Genomic DNA, 16,875 nt, shown 5'->3' on the forward strand with positions numbered 1-16,875 from the left:
ACTCCGATATTTTATTTTAAATGAAGTTTTACTCCATTATGTTAGATCTTTTATTCGGCGGGCGCAACGACTGAACGAGCAAAATGTGAAGCCGTAGGAAAGGGTGCCAGTCCCTTTTCCTTTGGCCGCGTTTTCTGTTTGCCTAATAGAGTGAGTTGAGATAGGTTCATCTGAAGTAAAACTCCACTTTATTCCATTGCTCGGAGTTTGTTCAATTGACGTAGAGGCTGAGGCACAGAGAGGCAGCGGTATGAAGCAGGGCTTGGTACTGGATATTGGTGGCACTAAAATCGCCGCCGCGCGGGTGAATCATAAAGGTGAACTGAGTCAACGGCAGCAAATTGCCACTCCGCGAGGAGACGCAGAACAGTTGCAAAGAGCGCTGGAACAACTGATTGAACCTCATCGACAACAGGTTGATTTTGTTGGTGTGGCCTCAACCGGGATTATTAATCATGGTTATCTCACGGCGCTGAATCCTGCCAACCTCGGTGGCTTAGCCAATTTTCCACTGCAAGCTTGTATTGAAGGCATCGCGAACTTGCCTTGCGTACTGCTAAACGATGGTCAGGCCGCGGCATGGGCGGAATATCAGGCTTTGTCCATTGCCGTGAATAATATGATGTTCGTGACGGTTTCAACCGGCGTGGGCGGCGGTATTGTCCTGAATAATAAGTTATACACCGGTAATCAAGGATTGGCGGGTCATATTGGTCACACGTTGGCCGATCCTCACGGGCCGATGTGTGGCTGTGGCCGACGTGGCTGCGTAGAAAGCGTCGCTTCCGGTACGGCTATTGGCGCAGCCACTGCGGCCTGGGCTGAGCCGGTCAATGCCGTTGAGGTATTCCGCATGGCAAAGAATGGCCTACGGCAGGCAGAACAGATTATTGACGATTCAGCGGCAGCCATTGCCCAAATGGTGGCGGATATGGCCATGGCTTTGGATCTGGAAATGGTGGTGATCGGTGGCAGCGTGGGGTTAGCCGAAGGCTATCTCGATAGAGTGAGGCTGGCACAGAAAATGTTACCGGCCATCTATCGAGCGCCTTTGCAGGCGGCTCATTACCGCCAAGATAGCGGTTTATCGGGCGCAGCGCTGTGGGCCAGAGCCACGCTGTAATTAATAACGCAACCTAATGACGAATAATTAAGGTTATCCGTTGGGATATAAGGCATAAAAATGATTCACGGTAACTTAAATCAGTCCGAATTTTTCGGTGGCTATCCGGAAAGTATTCAAATGATACTGGCGTATTTGTCGGAAATACCGGTTAACGAATTGTCCTGCGGTCGTCATGATATTAACGGCGAGGATATTTTTATGAATGTGATGGAATTTGACACTCAGCCAGCGGAAAGTAAAAAAGCAGAAATGCATCTTGTCTATGCCGATGTACAGCTGCTCATTCGCGGTGTGGAAGGGATTGAATATTCAACCCAAACGCCATCAGAACATCTGGAACCTTATCAGGCTGAGGACGATTATCAGCTTATTGCCGAAATACCGGATAAAAGCCAATTACGTATGCTCCCCGGTATGTTTGCAGTATTCCTACCGGGTGAGCCTCATAAGCCGGGCTGTCAAATTATCGGTTCTGGCACGATTAAAAAACTGGTGGTGAAGGTGCATCGCCGTCTGCTTGAGGATACTCTACTATCTTGATTTATCTATAATAATAACCTTGGTTATCTTTGACATCTTCCCCGGCCCCCCGGGGTTTTTTATTGCTTCTAACGCCGTTCTCCGGCCTCATTTGTCTTCACGAAGTCCGCCAACTATGTAATCATGCTCACCAAATTTAAACTCACCCTGAGGTGTTCGCGATGAAAACGGGTACTCCACGTTTCCAGCCTGGAAAAATTCTTGATGCCTTGGGGGCGATGCAAAATAGCCTGACCCGTTCTGCTCAGCGTATTGCGGCTTATATTCTGACTGAACCGGCTAAAGTGACTCAGGTTTCTATTGCTGAATTATCGTCGTTAACTCAAACCGGCGAAGCCACCATTATTCGTTTCTGCCGTACGCTGGGTTATAAGGGATTCCATGATTTCAAAATGGATTTGGCCATCGAAATTGCTACCAGCAATGCGTCAAATAATGAAAATAGCCTGTTAGACGCCGATGTTCAGGATAGCGATGATACCTTGACTATTGGTAGTAAATTGCAGGTGGCGATTAATAATGTGTTATCAGAAACCCTGAATTTGCTGTCGCTGGAATGTGTTGAACAAGTGGTTAGTTTGCTGCGTCCGGCAGATAGAATTTGTATTTTTGGCGTGGGGTCTTCCGGGATTACTGCAGAAGATGCCAAGGCAAAATTAATGCGCATTGGCCTGCGAGTCGATGCCGCAACCAATAATCATTTTATGTATATGCAGGCTTCATTAATGAAAGCCGGTGATGTTGCTATTGGTATTAGCCATTCAGGTACTTCTACAGAGACCGTAGAGGCATTGCGGCTGGCAAAGCAGGCCGGAGCGACTACCGTTGCCTTAACTCACAATATGGGGTCGCGCATTACTGAACTGGCCGATCATGTATTAATCAACGGTAACCGTCAGGGGCAATTACAAGGTGACTCTATCGGCACCAAAATTGCCCAGCTATTTGTGTTGGATCTGATTTACGCCTTATTGGTGAAAGCCGATCCTGTGCAGGCGGAAAGTACGAAACGTAAAACCACTCTCGCTGTTAGCCAGAACGGATAAACGGCAAGAAGAATATAATCTCCTTTGCAAAACGCTATTCTCCCGTAAATAAGCCATCTCTACGTTATATCTACGGTGGCTTATTTGGTTCCTCCCAGTAATACAAACATTTCGCCATCTTTGTCACGTTTTCTACACATTGTGATTGAAAAGAGAGGGTGATCTTATACACTCAAATGGAGTTTTACTCCTTTTTATTATTTGTTTCGGGGTTTAACTACAAAAAACATAAGCGTAGCTATCAGCGCAATTAGCTGCTTTAAATATGCGTTAAAACAATGAGATGCTGATTGTTAAACGCGTGGCCGGGACAATAGATTTCCGTCAGAGGTTTATCATTGACGGGGGAGAACGCCTTAATATGAATACTTCAATACAGCAGCGTTGGTATAAACAGCTGACGCCTGCTCAATGGAAGGCATTTATTGCCGCATGGATCGGTTATGCCCTGGATGGCTTTGACTTCGTACTGATCACGCTGGTGCTGACCGATATAAAGCAAGAGTTTGGTTTATCCCTTATTCAGGCCACCAGTTTAATCTCTGCGGCATTTATTTCCCGCTGGTTTGGCGGATTAGTGCTGGGTGCTATGGGCGATCGTTATGGTCGTAAATTAGCCATGATTACCAGCATCGTTCTCTTTTCCTTTGGTACGCTGGCATGTGGCCTGGCACCGGGTTATACCACCTTATTTATTGCTCGACTGATTATCGGTATTGGTATGGCCGGAGAATATGGTTCCAGCTCGACTTATGTCATGGAAAGCTGGCCGAAACACATGCGGAATAAAGCCAGCGGCTTCCTGATTTCCGGTTTCTCCATTGGTGCCGTATTAGCCGCTCAGGCCTATAGCTATATCGTTCCTGCTTTTGGCTGGCGGATGCTGTTTTATATTGGTTTGTTGCCGATTATTTTCGCTTTGTGGCTACGAAAAAACCTGCCAGAGGCCGAGGATTGGGAAAAGGCGCAGAATCAATCGGCTAAACAGAAACCGGCTAAATCGCTAAATATGGTGGATATCTTGTACCGCAGTAATCTCAGTTATCTGAATATTATTCTGACGGTATTTGCCGCCGCAGCGCTATATTTCTGCTTCACTGGTATGGTTTCTGCATCCGTTGTGGTGGTTCTGGGAATTTTATGCGCGGCAATATTTGTCTACTTTATGGTGCAAACCAGTGGCGATCGCTGGCCGACGGGCGTGATGCTGATGGTGGTGGTGTTCTGCGCCTTCCTCTATTCCTGGCCGATTCAGGCGCTGCTGCCAACTTACCTGAAATTGGAGCTGGGTTATGATCCACATACTGTAGGTAATGTGTTGTTCTTTAGTGGCTTTGGTGCGGCGGTTGGCTGCTGCGTCGGCGGTTTCCTGGGCGATTGGCTGGGGACTCGTAAAGCCTATGTAGCCAGTTTACTCGTTTCCCAATTGCTGATTATCCCGCTGTTTGCCATGGGCGGTGGGAATATTATGCTGCTTGGCGCGGTGCTATTTTTACAGCAAATGTTGGGGCAGGGTATTGCGGGACTGTTACCGAAATTATTGGGCGGCTATTTCGATACCGAACAACGCGCAGCCGGTTTAGGCTTTACTTATAACGTGGGGGCGCTCGGCGGCGCATTGGCACCGATTTTAGGCGCGTCTATTGCTCAACACTTGAGCCTGGGAACCGCGCTAGGATCGCTATCCTTCAGCCTGACTTTCGTGGTTATTCTGCTCATCGGTTTTGATATGCCATCGCGCGTTCAGCGCTGGATTCGTCCGAAAGGATTGAGAATGGTTGACGCCATTGATGGTAAAGCTTTCAGCGGTGCTAAGGGCAATGCCACGGCACAGCCAGTCACGTTGAAATAATCCCTCTCGCTGTAGTTTAACCACGGCGCTTTCACAAAGTCTGGCTGATATCAGCCGGACTTTCTCATTTTTGTCAGTCGCGGGGAGACGGCAGTTTTGCTGCCTTAGAGCATTTCATACTTGCACATCACTAAACGGTATATAAAAGCGTTACAGCTATGTACCTAGTTATAAATACACTGATCATCATTAAGGCGTTATCAGCCCGGCGAACTCAGTGACTAAGGTGCAGAATGAAACAGAACTTGATGAAGAATGGCAGGCTGACCAGATGGTCAAAAGCGGCTCTGTTGAGCACTTTGGTATTGGGCAGCGCCACGGTTTCTGCCACCGAGTTACTGAACAGCTCTTATGATGTTTCCCGCGAATTGTTCTCTGCGCTGAATCCGGGTTTCCAGAAACAGTGGGAAGCTCAGAATCCCGGCGATAAGCTGACCATCAAACAGTCTCACGCAGGTTCATCCAAACAGGCATTGGCCATTTTACAAGGTTTGAAAGCCGACGTAGTAACCTACAATCAGGTTACAGACGTACAAATCCTACACGATCGCGGCAATTTGATTCCAGCCGATTGGCAAGCGCGCCTGCCGAATAACAGTTCACCTTTCTATTCCACAATGGCGTTTCTGGTTCGAAAAGATAATCCGAAAGGAATTCACAGCTGGAATGATTTGGTGCGTGAAGACGTCAAACTGGTGTTTCCGAATCCGAAAACCTCGGGCAATGGCCGTTATACCTATTTGGCCGCCTGGGGGGCAACCAGTCAGGCCGACGGCGGTGACGAGGTTAAAACCCGCGACTGGATGAAACGTTTTCTGAAAAACGTGGTGGTATTTGATACCGGTGGCCGAGGTGCGACAACGACTTTTGTGGAGCGCGGGCTGGGCGATGTACTGATTAGTTTCGAATCAGAAGTGAACAATATTCGGAAAGAATATGGCAGTGACAAATATGAAGTCATCGTTCCGCCGGTGGATATCCTGGCGGAGTTCCCCGTGGCATGGGTAGATAAAAACGTTGCGAAAAATGGCACGGAAAAAGCTGCGAAAGCGTATTTAACCTACTTGTACAGCCCTGAAGCGCAACAGGTTATTACCAGCTTTAACTATCGCGTCTATGACAAAGCGGCCATGGCTGCGGCGAAGTCCACATTCCCGGAAACCAAATTATTCCGCGTGGAAGAACAGTTCGGCAGTTGGCCGCAGGTGATGAGCACCCATTTTTCCACCGGTGGCGTATTGGATAAATTGTTAGCGGAAGGGCACCAGTAATGTTGTCGGCGTCCAGCAAGCGGGTTCTGCCCGGATTCACCCTTAGCCTCGGGAGCAGCCTGCTTTATACCTGCCTGATCCTGTTGTTACCTTTGAGCGCTCTGGTGATGCAACTGGCTCAAATGAGTCTGGCGCAATACTGGGAAGTGATCTCCAACCCGCAGGTGGTCGCTGCTTACAAAGTCACGCTATTGGCCGCCGGCGTTGCCAGCGTGTTCAACGCAGTTTTCGGTATGCTGATGGCGTGGATTTTGACCCGCTATCAGTTTCCCGGCCGCAGTATTCTTGACGGTCTGATGGATTTACCTTTTGCCTTGCCGACGGCGGTTGCCGGTTTAACGTTGGCCACGCTGTTTTCCACTACCGGTTGGTACGGTGGTTGGCTGGCACAGTTTGATATCAAAGTTTCCTTTACCTGGCTGGGAATTGCTGTAGCCATGGCTTTTACCAGTTTGCCCTTTGTGGTGCGAACCGTGCAGCCGGTGTTGGAAGAGTTAGGGCCGGAATACGAAGAAGCGGCAGAAACCCTGGGTGCCACTCGTTGGCAGAGTTTCCGTCGGGTGGTCATGCCGGAGCTGGCTCCGGCGCTGCTGGCCGGTACTGCGCTATCGTTTACCCGTAGTTTGGGGGAGTTTGGCGCCGTGATTTTTATCGCCGGTAATATCGCGTGGAAAACCGAAGTGACCTCGCTGATGATTTTTATTCGCCTGCAAGAGTTTGATTATCCAGCGGCTAGCGCCATTGCCTCGGTGATTCTGGCCGTGTCATTGGTATTGCTGTTTAGCATCAATACCTTACAGAGCCGCTTTGGTCAGCGGATTGGGGGGCACTGATGGCGGATATTTCAGAATTTAACGGTGGCGCCGTTCGTCCGCCTTTTAACTGGAGAAAATGGACGTTAATTGCCATCGGCGCGGTGTTTTCCATTTTATTGTTAGTGATTCCAATCGTTTGGATTTTTATCACCGCATTCTCCAAAGGAATGGAGGTGGTAGGGCAGAATTTAGCCGATCCAGACATGCTGCACGCTATTTGGCTCACGGTGTTAGTCGCGCTGATTACCGTTCCGGTGAATTTGGTGTTTGGCGTCGTGATGGCCTGGCTGGTGACGCGTTTTCAGTTCCCCGGTCGTCAATTATTGATGACGCTGATTGATATTCCCTTTGCCGTCTCGCCAGTGGTAGCGGGTCTGATGTATTTGCTGTTTTACGGTTCCAATGGTGTGGCTGGCGGCTGGCTGGATGCCCATGATATCCAACTGATGTTTTCATGGCCGGGCATGGTGCTGGTGACGGTATTTGTTACCTGCCCGTTTGTGGTGCGGGAACTGGTACCGGTGATGATGAGTCAGGGCAGCCAGGAAGATGAGGCTGCAATATTGCTAGGTGCATCCGGTTGGCAAATGTTCCGCCGCGTTACCTTGCCGAATATCCGCTGGGCACTACTGTACGGTGTGGTCTTAACCAACGCCCGCGCCATTGGTGAATTTGGCGCAGTCTCCGTGGTATCCGGCTCAATTCGCGGTGAAACCTATACCTTACCGCTGCAAGTTGAATTGCTGCATCAGGATTACAACACTGCCGGTGCTTTCACCGCTGCGGCGTTACTCACCCTGATGGCGATAGTTACCCTATTTCTGAAGAGCGGTCTGCAATGGCGCTTAGCGCGTCAGGTTGTTCGCCTCGAACAGGAGGAAAAGCATGAGCATTGAAATTAACAATATCAGTAAATATTTTGGTCGCACCAAGGTATTGAACGACATCACGCTAGATATCCCTTCTGGTCAGATGGTGGCGCTGCTGGGGCCTTCGGGGTCGGGTAAAACGACGTTGCTGCGAATTATTGCCGGTCTGGAAAACCAAAATGCTGGACGGCTGAGTTTCCACGGTACTGACGTTAGCCGGTTACACGCGCGGGATCGTCGGGTGGGTTTTGTGTTCCAGCATTATGCGCTGTTCCGCCATATGACGGTGTTCGACAATATTGCGTTCGGCCTCACGGTATTACCGCGCCGCGAGCGTCCAAATGCGACGGTCATTAGGCAAAAAGTCGAACAGCTACTAGAAATGGTACAACTTGGCCATTTGGCGAATCGTTTCCCTTCCCAGCTTTCTGGCGGTCAAAAGCAGCGAGTCGCTTTGGCTCGTGCGTTGGCGGTAGAGCCGCAGATTCTGTTGCTGGATGAACCTTTTGGCGCGCTGGACGCGCAGGTACGTAAAGAATTACGCCGCTGGCTGCGTCAGTTGCATGAAGAGCTGAAATTCACCAGCGTTTTCGTGACCCACGATCAGGAAGAAGCGATGGAAGTGGCGGATCGGATTGTGGTGATGAGCCAGGGCAATATTGAGCAGGTGGGGACGCCGGATGACGTGTGGCGCGATCCGGCCACGCGTTTTGTATTGGAATTCCTTGGTGAGGTTAACCGATTAAGCGGTGAGATCCGCGGTTCGCAGCTTTATGTTGGCGCTCATCACTGGCCGCTGGATTTGGCTCCTATGCATCAGGGCCGCGTCGATTTGTTCCTGCGTCCGTGGGAAATGGAAATCAGTACTCAGGCCAGCGCTCGCTGTCCGCTGCCGGTTCAGGTACTGGAGGTCAGCCCGCGCGGCCACTTTTGGCAGTTAACCGTGCAACCGATAGGCTGGCATCAGGAACCTATCAGCGTGGTACTCCCTGAAGGTGGCGTGGCTGCGCCAGTGCGAGGCAATCGCTACTACGTTGGTGGATTGAACGCGCGGCTCTATTCTGGCGATCAATTACTGCAACCCATTGCTATGGCGCAAAGTGCCTGATAGTTTTTGCTCACCACATATAATCAGGTGGCCTATTGGCCGCCTTTTTGCTTTGTCCGAACGTGGCGTAAGAGTCATGCCATCGGGCACTTTTACTTGCTCAATAGGTTAATAATGTGACAACCCTGGAACAGTGTATCGGTAATACCCCGTTGGTGAAATTGCAGCGTTTGACACAAGGGCTGGACGCCGATGTGTGGGTCAAACTCGAAGGGAATAATCCTGCTGGTTCAGTAAAAGATCGGGCAGCGCTGTTTATGATTCAGCAAGGGGAATTACGGGGTGATATTCATCCGGGTGATGTATTAATCGAGGCTACCAGTGGTAATACCGGCATTGCTCTGGCTATGATTGCAGCGATGAAAGGCTACCGAATGAAGTTACTCATGCCGGAAAATATGAGTCAGGAGCGTCAGGCGGCGATGCGAGCCTACGGCGCTGAATTGATTCTGGTCAGCCGTGAGCAGGGCATGGAAGGCGCGAGAGATCTGGCGCTGGAGATGGAACGAAAAGGGCAGGGCAAGGTATTGGATCAATTCAATAATCTGGATAATCCTCTGGCTCATTTTACTGGCACTGGGCCAGAAATCTGGCAGCAAACGGCGGGGAAAATAACCCATTTTGTTTCCAGCATGGGTACTACCGGCACGATCACCGGCGTAAGTCGCTATTTGAAAAGCCAGAATCCGCAGGTGGAAATTATCGGTCTACAACCGGCGGAAGGCAGCAGTATTCCTGGTATTCGTCGCTGGTCTCCGGCTTATTTACCGGGGATTTTCCGTCCAGAACTGGTCGATCAGGTATTGGATATTGGGCAGAGTGATGCGGAGAAAACCATGCGTCGTCTGGCGGAACAGGAAGGGATTTTCTGCGGTGTCAGTTCCGGTGGTGCGGTGGCTGGTGCTTTACGCGTCGCGGCAGAACGTCCTGGCGCAGTGATTGTGGCGATTATTTGCGATCGTGGCGATCGTTATCTTTCTACCGGCGTTTTCGATTAGTTCCACCGATAAAAATGGCATCCGAAGACAACCCTGCACTTCGGATGCGTTTCAGCTAATACTGGCGTAACCGGTTGCCGTCCCAGGATAATTGTCGAATGGACGCCACTGCCGCGCCGTTCTCGGTTTCCCCGCCAATCAGCCAGATATTATCTCCATCCTGAATAGAAACGCCGTAACCCAAAGGTTGAGGCAATTTTCCGACGATTTTCCATTCCCCATTCACCAATCCATAGATTTCGTCATGCCAGTTTTTTTTCAGTCCTTGATGAGCATAAAGCTGACCGGCGTTAAATTGATCTCTGGCTCCGGGAAAGTTGGCTCCGCCTGCTACCAATATGGCCTGACGGCTAATACCAGCAAAGGATCCGGCCAGCCCTTCCTGCTGCTTTTTATCGCTGGCTGGAATCAGATCGGGCAACCGTTTCCAGTGCATCTGATCTTGTTGCCATGTCCCTTTTAGCGCTTCGGTGATTCGTAGTCCTGGTTTGACTTCTCCGTTAATCAAGATGACTCGGTTTTGCCGGGCCGCGATAGCAGAGCCTGCGCGGCCAAATTGAGGTAACTGGCCGCCGGATCGCCATTGATTATTCGTCGGGTTATAAATCATGATTTCGCGATTGAAGAAGTAGCTCTCTGGTGCCTGATTGAAATAAGCCTGAGCCACGGCATCTTTTTGTTGCGGAGTTTGAGCTGTGCTTAAATCCTGAAAATAGCCGTCAAATACCTGCTTATTCACCCCACCCATAATCCACGCCCGCTGACCATCGAGTGAAGCAATCGCAGTGCCAACCAATCCCTGAGGTGCGCGGGTTGGCACTTTTTCCCAACGATTTTTCGATGGATCGTAGCGATAAACTTCGGTTAAAGCTTGCGGATTGGCCTCGCTTTCCGTGGTTTTACCAACGCCACCGAAAACATAAAGCTTGCCATTAAGCATGACGGAAACCGCCTGTTCTCGCGGCTGAGCCGGGAATTCAGCTATTTTTTCCCAGGCTGGTGATGTATGAGCAACATCTATCCGAAACCAGTTCTTACCTGCGCTACCCAAACCCACATAAATGATCGAACCATTTATGGCGCCAGTACCGTTCTTGAGCGGCAAAGGAACATCAGGTAAAGCCGCTGCCTGACTAAGGGAAATAGAGCACGTTGTCAATAAAGCGTAAATAAAACATAGAGTTGACTTGAACATGATGCTATTTCCTTATTCAAAGCTTGAGTATTATTAGAATGTTTAACTCCATTATTAATAATGAAATGGAGTTAAACTATTATAAGTAACATACCCAGTCCTTAGATGAAATCGCAATGGGAAAGCGCATTTTTGTGACCGCTTACCGAAATTATTCTCTCTCAGGGGCTCGGGGCGGGTTCATTTCGGCGGCACGTTTGGCCGGGAAGAAGCCAAAAGCCATGCCAGTCAGGCTGGAACAGAGAAAGGCGTTAACCATGGGGGGCGAAAGACATCACAGTAAAACTGCTGCTGAACTGAGTGAATAACTCGCCGCTCGCCAGCGATAACATCATGATGAGGTAACCGCCTAAAAGGCAGACCCATACCGCTTCAATTAAGAATTGCTGCATGATATCGCTGTAATGGGCGCCAACGGCCATGCGCACGCCAATGTCTTTGGTTCGTTCGGTTACGGAAACTAGCATAATATTCATTATGCCAATGCCTCCGACAATTAGCGAAATTACCCAATCATAGGTACCAATAGCGTCATAGTTGCCGTGGTTTTCTCGATGGTTTGACGGATACTATCGGTATTCATCATGAAAAAAGCCGGATTGCCGTGACGCTGAGTAAGCCGTTTTAAAACGTCCTGTTCAGCGTTAACTCAGTCAATATCATCGTTTATCCGAACGTTAAGTAAGGCTGACCGAGCATACGCTGCATCGCTATGGAATAAGGAATCCAGACGTTCAGGTTTTCACCACGGCTAAAACCGCTCTGTTTTTAGCCGCCAGGCCGTTAATTCGATAGGGGAGGGAACCGAGTAAAGTCACCTTTACAATGGATTTTATCCGTTTGGGAACGGTCGGTTACGCGTATTCTCGTCGATGACAATTTCTTGTAGCAGGTTGTCCACGCCGTTGACGGTACCGGATACTGATGGATTGCCGTAGCGGAAAGTCACGCTGTGAACGTAAGGATTCAGTAAAACTGGCTGCGCTGGCGATTAATTGGCACGAAAATAGGTGAAATCAGTTAAGGGAGAAATATATGAAAATTCTATTAGTCGATGACGATATTGAGCTTGGCTCAATGCTGAAGGAGTACCTGAGCGGCGAGGGTTTTCAGGCTGATTTGGCTGTTACCGGTAAATCCGGTATTGATGGTGCATTATCCGGCAATTATATCGCGCTGATTCTCGACATCATGCTGCCGGATATGAGCGGAATTGATGTTTTGCGACAGGTGCGCCGGAAAAGTCGTTTGCCGATCATCATGCTTACTGCCAAAGGGGACAATATCGATCGGGTTATCGGTTTGGAAATGGGGGCTGATGATTATATGCCGAAACCTTGCTACCCGAGGGAACTGGTGGCGCGCCTGCGGGCGGTATTGCGTCGCTTTGATGAGCGGCCAGAGCAAATCAGCAGCGACTCCCTGCTGACGCTGGGAGCGCTGACGTTGAATCCCGCTACCCGCAGCAGTCAGTGGCAGGGTAAAGCGTTTGATTTAACCGCCTCCGAATTCAATTTGCTGGAATTATTGCTGCGTTCACCGGATCGGGTGGTGACTAAAGACGAACTGTCGGATAAAGGTCTGGGGCGACCGAGAGAGGCCTATGATCGCAGTGTAGATGTACATATCAGCAATATTCGGCAAAAAATTAGCCAGTTACCGGATAATAACCTCAATATTGAAACCGTTCGCAGCATTGGCTATCGCATCAAATAACGGTTTTTCAGGATATGATTATGCGTGGACGGTTGTTTTGGAAAATCCTATTGGGTTTCTGGTTTACCTTTATTTTGATGACCCAACTGCTTTGGGGGGTCTTTTCTTTCTATGGCAACCGACACGAGCCACTGGAAAACGGCATGATGCGACAGATGGTGGCCCAGCAGATGAAATCCGCCGCCTTGGCACTGAACAGCGGCGGTTTATCCGCGCTGGAAACTATGATGTCCGGCTGGACAGAACCGGAAAAAGCCTTGTTTTCAGTGCGACCTGAATCGGCGGCTCCGCCCGTTTCTGCTGCAAAAACACCTACCGATTCACCGTCATACCTCGTTGAGTGGGCGACAACGCCTGAGGGCGATAAATATCAGCTACGTTATGATTTTGACGGTATGCGGGCGGTTTACCTTCCCAAAGGGAACAGGGATGAGATTCTGAATATTCCAGCCCCCTTATTCTGGATGGGCGCATTAGGCGGGTTATTTTTCAGCACTTTTTTGGCATGGAATCTAACCCGTCCCATGCGCCAGCTGCGGGATGGTTTTGAGCGAGTAGCGCAGGGCGATCTTGCGGTACGCTTATTACCGGTAATGCGTCGCCGCCATGATGAATTGACCGAAGTGGCGCGTGACTTTGACTCTATGGCTGAACGTTTACAGGCGCTAGTGAGTGCCAGAGAGCAACTGCTGCACGATGTTTCTCACGAGTTACGCTCGCCTTTGGCGCGTTTGCAACTGGCGATTGGATTGGCTCATCAAAATCCAAGCAATGTGAAAACTTCATTGCAACGCATTGAACATGAAGCAGAGCGTCTGGATAAAATGATTGGTGAGTTACTGGCGCTTTCCCGCGCGGAGAATCAAACGTTGACCAATGACGAAGAATATTTTGATTTGTACGGGTTGGTAGAAGCGGTGGTGAATGACGCACGCTACGAGGCGCAGGTGCCGGGCGTGGAAATTTTGTTACAGGCTGAGCCTGAAAGGGAATATACGGTGAAAGGCAATGCCGAGCTGATGCGGCGTGCCATCGATAATATCGTCCGTAATGCGCTACGTTTTTCTACTCCCGGCCAGCAAGTGACGGTCAGGCTTTCCCAGATAGAAAAACAGTATCAAATCGAAGTGGTCGATCAGGGGCCGGGCGTGGAGCAAAGCCGCTTATCCAGTATATTTGATCCCTTTGTACGCGTGAAATCGGCTATGTCAGGCAAAGGTTATGGTCTGGGATTGGCGATAACCAGAAAAGTGATTCTGGCGCACGGCGGGCAGGTAGAGGCTAACAATGGTGAGCAGGGTGGTTTGGTGATTCGTTTACGTGTCCCCCAGTGGTCTACCCACTCGCGGTAATACTTCGGTAAGGGCATAGTCCTCCGACAATAAAAAACGGCGCCTAAGCGCCGTTTTCTCATCCGCAATATTCTTACTTCTTGATACGGATAATCGGTGTTTCGCCGACGGTAACGCTGCCAGAAAGTTTAATCAGTTCTTTGATCTCGTCCATGTTAGAGATAACAACTGGAGTCAGGGTAGACTTGGCTTTCTCTTCCAGCAGGGCCAGATCGAACTCGATAACCACATCACCTTTTTTCACTCGTTGACCTTCTTCAGCGATACGTTTGAAGCCTTCGCCTTTCAGTTCAACGGTATCAATACCGAAGTGGACAAACAGCTCGATGCCGCTGTCTGATTCGATAGAGAATGCATGGTTGGTTTCGAAAATTTTACCGATGGTACCGTCAACCGGAGCAACCATTTTGCTGCCTGATGGTTTAATCGCAATGCCATCACCAACGATTTTTTCGGCAAAAACAACGTCTGGCACATCTTCGATGTTTACGATTTCGCCAGACAACGGCGCAACGATTTCGATAGTGCCGCTGTCTTTCTTATCATCTGAAACCAATGATTTCAGTTTATCGAACAAACCCATGATCTTCTCCTAAGTATTTATATTGGACAGCGTTCCAGTCTCATGGAATTAGCAGAGTGTTTTCTCTTCGATGAACGTGTTAACCAAGTCCATCAATTCTTGCGCCGTTGGCTTAGATAACGCTTCAGCAGCCAACGCCTTCACATCTTCGAAATTCGTGTTACGGATAATTTTCTTGATGCGCGGGATCGAGATTGCACTCATGCTGAATTCATCCAGCCCCATGCCCAATAACAACAGTGTAGCACGTTCATCGCCAGCAAGTTCACCGCACATACCGGTCCACTTACCTTCAGCGTGAGATGCATCAATAACCTGTTTGATCAGGCCCAATACCGCAGGCGACATTGGATTATAGAGATGAGAAATCAGCTCATTGCCACGATCTACTGCCAGAGTATACTGAGTTAGATCGTTTGTCCCAATACTAAAGAAGTCAACTTCTTTTGCTAAATGGTGCGCGATGGTTGCCGCCGCTGGTGTTTCCACCATAACACCCACTTCGATAGATTCATCAAAGGCTTTATTTTCTTCACGCAGCTGAGCTTTTAGCATCTCCAGTTCTGCTTTCAGTGCCCGCACTTCTTCAACAGAAATGATCATCGGGTACATGATGCGCAGTTTACCGAAGGCAGAGGCACGCAGAATGGCACGTAATTGCGCATGAAGGATTTCTTTACGATCCATGGCAATACGGATTGCACGCCAGCCCAGGAACGGGTTTTCTTCTTTTGGCAAGTTCATGTACGGCAGGTCTTTATCGCCACCGATGTCCATGGTGCGGACGATAACGGCCTGAGAGCCCATGGCTTCGGCAACGGCTTTATAAGCCTGGAACTGCTCTTCTTCAGTGGGAAGAGAGTCGCGATCCATAAACAGGAATTCGGTACGATACAGACCAACGCCTTCAGCGCCGTTACGTTCAGCACCGGCGATATCGCGAACGGTACCGATGTTGGCAACCACTTCAACCTGATGACCATCTAAAGTGATAGCCGGCAGATCTTTCAGTTTGGCCAGATCGTTTTTCTCGGTGATGTACTGAGTATTCACCGCTTTCAATTGGTCGATCACATCGCTGGTTGGGTTAACGTAAATCTTGTTGTTCACCGCATCGAGGATCAGATAATCGTCGTTCTTCACCTGTTTGGTTACGTCGCTGGTGCCAACAATTGCAGGCAATTCCAGGGAGCGCGCCATAATCGAGGTGTGGGAAGTACGGCCACCGAGGTCAGTAATGAAGCCCAGAACTTTATCCAAGTTCAACTGCGCGGTTTCAGACGGCGTCAGATCCGTTGCAACCAGAATCACTTCTTCTGAAATTGCCCCCAAATCGACGATGGTCAGGCCGAGAATATTTTTCAGCAGGCGTTTACCTATGTCACGTACGTCAGCCGCACGTTCTTTCAGGTACTCGTCATCCAGTTCTTCCAGCGCTTTCGCCTGGCCTTCAATGACGGTATATGCGGCAGCGTCGGCTGAAGCATGTTCGTCTTTGATTAGGGCTATGATTTCCTGCTCAAGCTCTTCGTCTTCCAACAGCATGATGTGGCCTTCGAAGATGGCGGCTTTCTCTTCGCCTAGGCTCTCGCCAGCTTTGGTCTTGATCGCTTCTAACTGTTCAGATGCTTTCGCCCGGCCAGATTTGAAACGCTCGACTTCCTGCTCTACCTGGTCAGCAGAGATTTTTTTCCGGTTGATGACAATCTCATCTTCTTTCAGTAAAAGTGCTTTACCAAAAGCAATACCCGGTGAAACTAAAATGCCTGAAATCATAACCCTACCTTACTCTTGACTGGTTTTAACTTAAAAGACTGGGCTTCTTTTACTCAAGCTCTGCCATCAGTTTTACCAGGTGTTCAACGGCTTTCTGTTCGTCATCACCTTCAGCAGAGATGGTTACTACAGTACCTTGGGTCAGGCCCAGGGTTTGCAGTTTGAACAGGCTCTTAGCGCTGGCGCTTTTGCCATTGGAAGTAACGGTAATTTCAGAAGCAAAAGCTTTGGCTTCTTTAACAAACTGTGCAGCAGGACGGGTGTGTAGGCCATTCGGTGCGGTAATAGTAACTTCTTGCTGGAACATTGTGTTTCCCCAACTTATTTTGGATTTATGTTGTGGAGCTAAAGTCTAGTGTAATTTCCTAACTTTAGCCTGTATTGGCTAGCGCCTGACTATGGAACAAAGACAAGCTCTGATGCAACAGGAAACCAGAGTCATCGCTAAGGAGGATAACCTTCTCTTCGCGTTGTGTCTCCAATCCACACTATGTATGTCGCATATTACTCTTTTCAGCAAAATGATTAAATCGATTCAGCTAAAGTAACACACGTTGTGGGATTAATTTCGCGCATCAAAATAATTGACCGGTTAAATACTAAACCCAGAGGGTAAAATCAATCGTTA

14 protein-coding genes and 3 pseudogenes are annotated in these 16,875 nt (G+C 49.2%); 12 read left to right on the top strand and 5 right to left on the bottom strand.

From position 1 onward, the window contains the following. Nucleotides 1-250: 250 nt before the first annotated feature. The 9 genes from AD970_RS03285 to cysM all read left to right on the top strand — a co-directional run bounded on the left by AD970_RS03285 (nt 251) and on the right by cysM (nt 9,625). Entirely contained in the window at nt 251-1,123 is an 873-nt protein-coding gene (locus AD970_RS03285; RefSeq protein WP_049596916.1) for an N-acetylmannosamine kinase, read from the top strand. Nucleotides 1,124-1,183: 60 nt separating this feature from the next. Then, the gene (gene nanQ, locus AD970_RS03290; RefSeq protein WP_049596917.1) at nt 1,184-1,666 is read left to right on the top strand and encodes an N-acetylneuraminate anomerase; all 483 of its coding nucleotides are present in this window, start codon (nt 1,184-1,186) and stop codon (nt 1,664-1,666) included. A gap of 161 nt (nt 1,667-1,827) precedes the next feature. After that, entirely contained in the window at nt 1,828-2,712 is an 885-nt protein-coding gene (locus AD970_RS03295; RefSeq protein WP_049596918.1) for a MurR/RpiR family transcriptional regulator, read from the top strand. A 361-nt stretch (nt 2,713-3,073) separates the two neighbouring features. Then, nucleotides 3,074-4,564 (top strand): MFS transporter, encoded by a 1,491-nt coding sequence (locus AD970_RS03300; RefSeq protein ID WP_049597172.1) that lies wholly within the window; start codon nt 3,074-3,076, stop codon nt 4,562-4,564. Between the two features lie 233 nt (nt 4,565-4,797). Continuing rightward, a complete protein-coding gene (locus AD970_RS03305) occupies nt 4,798-5,835 on the top strand; it encodes a sulfate ABC transporter substrate-binding protein (protein WP_049596919.1) in 1,038 nt (345 codons plus the stop codon). After that, nucleotides 5,835-6,668 carry a sulfate/thiosulfate ABC transporter permease CysT gene (gene cysT, locus AD970_RS03310; RefSeq protein ID WP_049596920.1) on the top strand — a complete coding sequence of 278 codons (834 nt, stop codon included), beginning with the start codon at nt 5,835-5,837 and terminating at the stop codon, nt 6,666-6,668. Before AD970_RS03305 ends, cysT begins: the two co-directional genes overlap by 1 nt. Beyond that, nucleotides 6,668-7,546 (top strand): sulfate/thiosulfate ABC transporter permease CysW, encoded by an 879-nt coding sequence (gene cysW, locus AD970_RS03315; RefSeq protein ID WP_049596921.1) that lies wholly within the window; start codon nt 6,668-6,670, stop codon nt 7,544-7,546. Before cysT ends, cysW begins: the two co-directional genes overlap by 1 nt. Beyond that, nucleotides 7,536-8,627: a sulfate/thiosulfate ABC transporter ATP-binding protein CysA gene (cysA, locus tag AD970_RS03320; RefSeq protein ID WP_049596922.1), complete on the top strand. Its 1,092-nt coding sequence runs from the start codon at nt 7,536-7,538 to the stop codon at nt 8,625-8,627. Before cysW ends, cysA begins: the two co-directional genes overlap by 11 nt. A gap of 116 nt (nt 8,628-8,743) precedes the next feature. Then, nucleotides 8,744-9,625 carry a cysteine synthase CysM gene (cysM, locus tag AD970_RS03325; RefSeq protein ID WP_049596923.1) on the top strand — a complete coding sequence of 294 codons (882 nt, stop codon included), beginning with the start codon at nt 8,744-8,746 and terminating at the stop codon, nt 9,623-9,625. A gap of 55 nt (nt 9,626-9,680) precedes the next feature. Here cysM and AD970_RS03330 read toward each other — a convergent pair whose 3' ends face one another. Together AD970_RS03330 and AD970_RS19315 are read right to left on the bottom strand one after the other, a co-directional pair. After that, nucleotides 9,681-10,820: an N-acetylneuraminate epimerase gene (locus tag AD970_RS03330; protein WP_049596924.1), complete on the bottom strand. Its 1,140-nt coding sequence runs from the start codon at nt 10,818-10,820 to the stop codon at nt 9,681-9,683. A 151-nt stretch (nt 10,821-10,971) separates the two neighbouring features. Further along, nucleotides 10,972-11,772 (bottom strand): annotated as a pseudogene (locus tag AD970_RS19315) (FtsX-like permease family protein); the annotation flags it as partial. Between the two features lie 83 nt (nt 11,773-11,855). Here AD970_RS19315 and AD970_RS03340 point away from each other — a divergent pair. The 3 genes and pseudogenes from AD970_RS03340 to AD970_RS03345 all read left to right on the top strand — a co-directional run. Continuing rightward, nucleotides 11,856-12,536 carry a response regulator transcription factor gene (locus AD970_RS03340; RefSeq protein ID WP_049596925.1) on the top strand — a complete coding sequence of 227 codons (681 nt, stop codon included), beginning with the start codon at nt 11,856-11,858 and terminating at the stop codon, nt 12,534-12,536. Between the two features lie 20 nt (nt 12,537-12,556). Beyond that, a pseudogene (locus AD970_RS20495) lies at nt 12,557-12,811 on the top strand (sensor histidine kinase); the annotation flags it as partial. A gap of 57 nt (nt 12,812-12,868) precedes the next feature. After that, nucleotides 12,869-13,888, top strand: a pseudogene (locus AD970_RS03345) (ATP-binding protein); the annotation flags it as partial. A 73-nt stretch (nt 13,889-13,961) separates the two neighbouring features. On the opposite strand, the gene crr reads toward AD970_RS03345, so the two are convergent. From crr to ptsH, 3 genes are read right to left on the bottom strand one after another with little or no spacing between them, the layout of a single operon-like run. Next, nucleotides 13,962-14,471: a PTS glucose transporter subunit IIA gene (gene crr / locus AD970_RS03350; protein ID WP_049596927.1), complete on the bottom strand. Its 510-nt coding sequence runs from the start codon at nt 14,469-14,471 to the stop codon at nt 13,962-13,964. Between the two features lie 48 nt (nt 14,472-14,519). Then, nucleotides 14,520-16,247: a phosphoenolpyruvate-protein phosphotransferase PtsI gene (gene ptsI, locus AD970_RS03355; RefSeq protein ID WP_049596928.1), complete on the bottom strand. Its 1,728-nt coding sequence runs from the start codon at nt 16,245-16,247 to the stop codon at nt 14,520-14,522. A 49-nt stretch (nt 16,248-16,296) separates the two neighbouring features. After that, nucleotides 16,297-16,554, bottom strand: a complete 258-nt coding sequence (gene ptsH / locus AD970_RS03360) for a phosphocarrier protein Hpr (protein WP_049596929.1) — start codon at nt 16,552-16,554, stop codon at nt 16,297-16,299. Nucleotides 16,555-16,875: the final 321 nt, after the last annotated feature.

The organism is Yersinia nurmii, assembly GCF_001112925.1.
Lineage (GTDB): Bacteria > Pseudomonadota > Gammaproteobacteria > Enterobacterales > Enterobacteriaceae > Yersinia > Yersinia nurmii.